A 5045-nucleotide genomic window follows, 5' to 3' on the forward strand; every position below is an offset into this window, starting at 1 on the left:
CTCCTATCCCTGTTACTTCCTAATTCCTTTTTAGTGGGGGAGTGTGAACAGTTACAATGATATTTCTCCTTGTTTACCCATCATTTCTTTAGGTTGAGCCATGATTGTGTTAGCTTGAGTATTTTGGGAGAAAATACCAGCATTAACGCTATGAGTAATCCCAATCATACTAACTAAACCGGCGATACCTAATAAGGAAAGGGTTGTAAGCTTTTTCATGATTTTGATGTGATTTATTTTGGCTTTCATTAGATATACAAAGCTCAAGCCAAAATGGATTTATCAAATTTGAGATTTTTTTAAAGATTTTTTTTATACCAATTTTTATGTATAAATTAGGGTGCGTTACATTGATGCGTATATATTTGATGGTGCGCTATATTTCATTAACGCACCCTACAGGATTGGCGATCGCGTATGATCAAAGTATTCTTGGATATCTGGGAGTTTAAACCATGTCAATCGCTGAGTTAATTCCTCTAATCAATAGTCAACATTTTTTAGGAGGTGCTGTTTCTGAAAAATTTACCAGATGATTTAGACATTGCCGAAATTCATCAAGCAATTGGTAATCTTGTTATTCGATTTCCATTACTTCATTGCCAAGAATGTGCCAAGACACTCAAACAGTGGCTAAAACAACGTAAAATTCCTGGTAAACTTTGGCGACTTTCGACGATATACGACAATGAAGACTTTATTTTGAGCGTTCGCCTAGAAAAACAAGGTTGCTTTGAAACTATTACGGAAAATGGCGTTCATTACGGTGTTGAAGTTTTTGGCAAAATTTTCGACAACCTTTCCCGACAAGGACTATACCCAGATGAGTGGATTCAAGATTTTACTTCTCTATCCAATGAGTTTAAAATAGAAGTAATAGAAGAATTTTGAAAATTTTTAATGGAGTTAACTCAATGAGTGCATTATTCAACTTAATAGCAAAAATTAAAACCAAACCCGGTTTATATTTGGGAACAGCATCTATCAGTAATTTACGGATGTTTATCTTGGGATATCGCTTTTCTCGTTCTGAATTAGGTATTACTAATACCGAAAATGAAAGTGATTTTTATAAAAACTTTCAACCTTGGTTACAAACCCGCTTATCTATTCATACTGTTAATGCTTGGGATAAAATTATTTTACTCACCTGTATTGATGAAAAAGCTGCATTTGATTACTTTTTTCAATTACTAGATGAATTTATCCAAAGAGACAAAAGCCAAGATATTGAACCAATTCTGGCTGAACCATCCTCTAAAAATTCTCAAAAAGCTGCCTGAATAATAATACTGAATCTTACTGTGCTTGGTTGTTTCTGTCGCAGTTAATCACAGTTAAACAATCACAAAAAAATGGATTTTGTGCGATCGCTTTTCTCAAAGATGTTTAACAGTGAAATTATTGAGATTCCATTAACGCACGCTAGAGGATTGGCGATCGCACTTATTTGAGTTTTTCACATATTAGTTCTACAAAATTTCTGACTATACATTGCTCACCTGCATCATAGCTAAATGAAGAGGGAGATGAACTTGATGAACTCCACCATGAACCACCAGAAGAGATATTTATGCCTATGCCCAAGGAATCCTCAGCAACCTCGTCAGGAATCTCGATGTCAAACTCTTCTTCTAGTACCATCACAAGTCCAATTAAATCAGATTCATCTGCACCCAGATGGTTCGATAGATGGCTGTCTAAAGTTACTTCTCTCTCTTCTACACATAACTGTTCACTAATTAGTTCCCGAACTCTAACAAAAACTTTTGCTTTGCGCTCATCACCTCCGAACTTGCCTAGTGCATCAGTCACTTTGGAAAGAAATTGGGGATCTGACTCAGTAATATTACGAGCTTTTTCGGCTTCAGCAATACGACGGGCTTCTTCAGATGCTTCTTGAGCTTTTTGTTCTGCAATACGACGGGCTTCTTCGGCAAGTTGATTCTTTATAGCCCTAATTCGAGAATCAACTATATCTCTTACTACACTAAGTTCCACCTTATGTCCACTTTGCTGATAAATTTTTGTTGCTATATCCCACACAAATTGGTCACGCTTAGTCTCAGATTCACTAATATTTTGCTTATTAAATAATGTGCTTTCGTCTAAATGCTTGTTGACCATCATCTTCAGGATTTGTAATTCGTAACTTTTATCAGATCCACTCATCAGCTAATCTCCTGTAGTTTTACCGATACCCATAATATCAAGAACAAGTTGAAATAATTACAAATTATCCTGGATTGTAGGTATTTTAACCTTGACGGTATTCCCTGAAGATGCGCTCGAATTGCACAACCATGACGTAAATCATAAGGTTGAAAATCAATTCCCACTTTTCTAAACCATCTGGATATATCTCTGGGCATCCAATTAATATTTTGTACAGATGCAATTTTTGCCACCTTTTTTTTCTCAAATCTTTAATGATTTGGGATTGTGTAAATCAAATATTAAGGATGAATTTGACTTAAAATATAGCGCAACCTGTCATAATCATCTTTGAGTAACATACTCAGATGTCTTCCAGCTTTAATCAACCATTCTCGATCAGTTTTTCGTAACTGATATACTCCTCGAATAGCGGCAGCAGCTAAAGAATCTACAGGCGCACCACTAATAAAAAGTAATGTTCGTAAAAAATCTAATTCTTCTGTAAACTGAATAATTTCTTCTGCCTGACAGTGATTAACAGCTTGGTGAATTTGTGGCGGACGGGGTGGCAAGTATTGATATACTTTGCCATTAGTACCTATATTTACAGACTTTTCCTTAAATCCCACAATTGCGGCGCGAAATTCAGTTTTAAGCATAGAAAATATCTGGGGTTGTTCCTCACGCAAAGCTTCCAAAGATAATCCCAATGCAACTGCCCGATGTACAGAATCAATAGGCATAGTTGTCGCATGATAAACTACAGCATAAACTTGATTACCAGATTCTTCATCCACAGCGCAAACCCAACTCCCAAAAGGTGGCATGGGTGGAAAACTCAAGTCTTCTGGTTCTAAACATTGAGCCAAAAATTCCGTAGTTGTGGTTTCAATTATCTCTGCAAAGTGATGAGAATGGCGATTTTCAATAGCAAACTGTGGTAAAGGTAGACGCATAAGCAATTAAGGAATAGGGAACAGGGAATAGGGAACAGTAAAATAATTTATGTAATTAATTATGTTGCATTATTTACAGTAGTTGCATAATTTTTTTAAAACTGCCATTAGTCAATAATCTTAGTAAATAACTAATAACCACTGACTAATGACTAAATTACTATTTCCCTTTTTTCGGAACTGTAGTTTCAACAGGTTCTAATTCTGTTAAGCGGAAAGTAATTATTTTATCCCAATTACCACCTTCAAATAATACAGCTACTTTACCATCACTCACTCGTTGGACAAGTCCTTCAGACCGATAATATGTATCTGCGGGATTTTTGACGCGAACAGTTGCTCCAGGCAGGATCATCATATTTACCTTCAATAGTTTCCTATTAATAGCTTAATGCTTATTAGGGAACAGGGAACAGGGAACAGGGAATAGGGGGGAGCAGGGGAGCAGGGGAGAAAATTATCTTCTTTCTTCCTCTTCCTTCTTTCTTCCTGAACTCCTACCCCTCTGCCCCTCTGCTCCTCTGACTCCTCTTTAATAATACTTTTGCCGTTGACGATAATTAGCTACAGATTCTACTATACCGATCGCAATAAAGTTAGTCAGCATCGCCGAACGTCCATAACTCATCCAAGGTAAGGGAATCCCCGCTACTGGTGCTAAACCAACTGTCATCCCCACATTCACAATCAGTTGAAACACAATCATAGACAAAACACCTATAGCTAAAAGTGAACCGAAGTTATCTTTGGCTGTTTGAGCTACGTGAAGTAAACGAAAGCAAATCACGCAAAAAACTGATAGTAAAATCAAGCAACCTACAAGACCAAATTCTTCAGCAACAGCCGAGAAAATAAAATCTGTGTGCTGTTCAGGAACGAAATTGAGTTGAGTCATGGGACCTTTAAACAAACCCCAACCCCAAACTTCACCAGCGCCAATAGCAATGCGAGATTGAATCAGGTGATAACCAGCACCAAGAGGATCATGTTCAGGGTTAATAAATACACTAAGTCGGTTTTTTTGATACTCCTTTAACACATGATTCCAGGCAAAAATGCCTAATTCACCACCGAGCAGATTAAGACATAATGATCCAATAGCACCAATACCAAACCGCTTCCAGGGGAGACTAACCCAACCAACTATCCCCATCGCTACTGCCCATAGTAAACCCAATATACTCAATGATATTTCCTTAGATAAAACTATGGGTGTTGATAGTGGCCAAGATATACTAAATAGAATTGCTGCTATGACCGGGGAAATCATGAGTATTAACCAGCAGGGGTTAGCATTTGCCCAGTACAGCATTCCTAAAAATATTGACCCAAATACCAGTGATGTTGCCAAGTCTGGCTGTAAAAATACCAATGCCCAAGGTACAGCAGTAATTGCCAAGACACGAAAAACACTCTCAAGAGTAGAAGCAGTCTGTCTATGTAACAACGCAGCTAAGGTAATGATTAGCCCTATTTTGGCAAATTCTGAGGGTTGGACATTAAAACCGGCAATACTAATCCAACGCTGTGCGCCTTTGGCACTAGTACCGGCAATCATGACAATTATTAAACTAAAGTTCGTTAGCCCATAAGTAAACCAATGCCACTGCATTAAGTTTTCATAACGGCAACGAGCTAAAAATAAGGCAATAGTTGAACCAATAGCAGCTATCAGCCAGTGCCACCACCAGTCAGTTACAGGTTGCTTTAATTCTGTACTCAGAATCATTAGCCCCCCGAACATACTAACAGCAACGGGGAGAAGAAATAGTAGCCCATCCATTTGTTGCCAGGGTTTAAGCCAGGATTGCCAACGCATTTTCGGGAACGACGGTTTTAATAACATTGTGTGAGGTGGAAGTTGGGCAGGGGAGTAGGGGAGTAGGGGAATATTTATGCCTATGCCCAAGGAATCCTCAGCAACCTCGTCAG

At 38.0% G+C, this 5045-nt stretch carries 7 protein-coding genes and 1 pseudogene; 2 read left to right on the plus strand and 6 right to left on the minus strand.

All coding sequences use genetic code 11. From position 1 onward, the window contains the following. Window positions 1–51: 51 nt before the first annotated feature. Window positions 52–219, minus strand: coding sequence for a hypothetical protein (locus tag FJR05_RS05345; protein WP_168643170.1), 168 nt, complete (start codon window positions 217–219; stop codon window positions 52–54). 288 nt (window positions 220–507) lie between these two features. Between FJR05_RS05345 and FJR05_RS05350 the strand changes: the two genes are divergently transcribed. Continuing rightward, window positions 508–891 (plus strand): papain fold toxin domain-containing protein, encoded by a 384-nt coding sequence (locus FJR05_RS05350; protein ID WP_168643171.1) that lies wholly within the window; start codon window positions 508–510, stop codon window positions 889–891. A gap of 23 nt (window positions 892–914) precedes the next feature. After that, complete coding sequence (locus tag FJR05_RS05355; RefSeq protein ID WP_168643172.1) at window positions 915–1283, plus strand: hypothetical protein; 369 nt, start codon at window positions 915–917, stop codon at window positions 1281–1283. Window positions 1284–1446: 163 nt separating this feature from the next. Here FJR05_RS05355 and FJR05_RS05360 read toward each other — a convergent pair whose 3' ends face one another. From FJR05_RS05360 to rodA, 5 genes and pseudogenes are all read right to left on the minus strand, one after another. After that, complete coding sequence (locus FJR05_RS05360; protein WP_217385525.1) at window positions 1447–2172, minus strand: phosphopantetheine-binding protein; 726 nt, start codon at window positions 2170–2172, stop codon at window positions 1447–1449. Between the two features lie 95 nt (window positions 2173–2267). Beyond that, a pseudogene (locus FJR05_RS26655) lies at window positions 2268–2457 on the minus strand (site-specific integrase); the annotation flags it as partial. Then, a complete protein-coding gene (locus FJR05_RS05370; RefSeq protein ID WP_168643173.1) occupies window positions 2457–3113 on the minus strand; it encodes a hypothetical protein in 657 nt (218 codons plus the stop codon). The gene FJR05_RS05370 and the pseudogene FJR05_RS26655, both read right to left, overlap by 1 nt. A gap of 160 nt (window positions 3114–3273) precedes the next feature. Then, on the minus strand, window positions 3274–3468 hold the full coding sequence (locus tag FJR05_RS05375) for an NAD(P)H dehydrogenase subunit NdhS (RefSeq protein ID WP_027402660.1): 195 nt from the start codon (window positions 3466–3468) through the stop codon (window positions 3274–3276). Window positions 3469–3645: 177 nt separating this feature from the next. Continuing rightward, the gene (gene rodA / locus FJR05_RS05380; RefSeq protein WP_168643175.1) at window positions 3646–4959 is read right to left on the minus strand and encodes a rod shape-determining protein RodA; all 1314 of its coding nucleotides are present in this window, start codon (window positions 4957–4959) and stop codon (window positions 3646–3648) included. Window positions 4960–5045: the final 86 nt, after the last annotated feature.

This window comes from Dolichospermum sp. UHCC 0259 (genome assembly GCF_009711935.1).
GTDB lineage: Bacteria > Cyanobacteriota > Cyanobacteriia > Cyanobacteriales > Nostocaceae > Dolichospermum.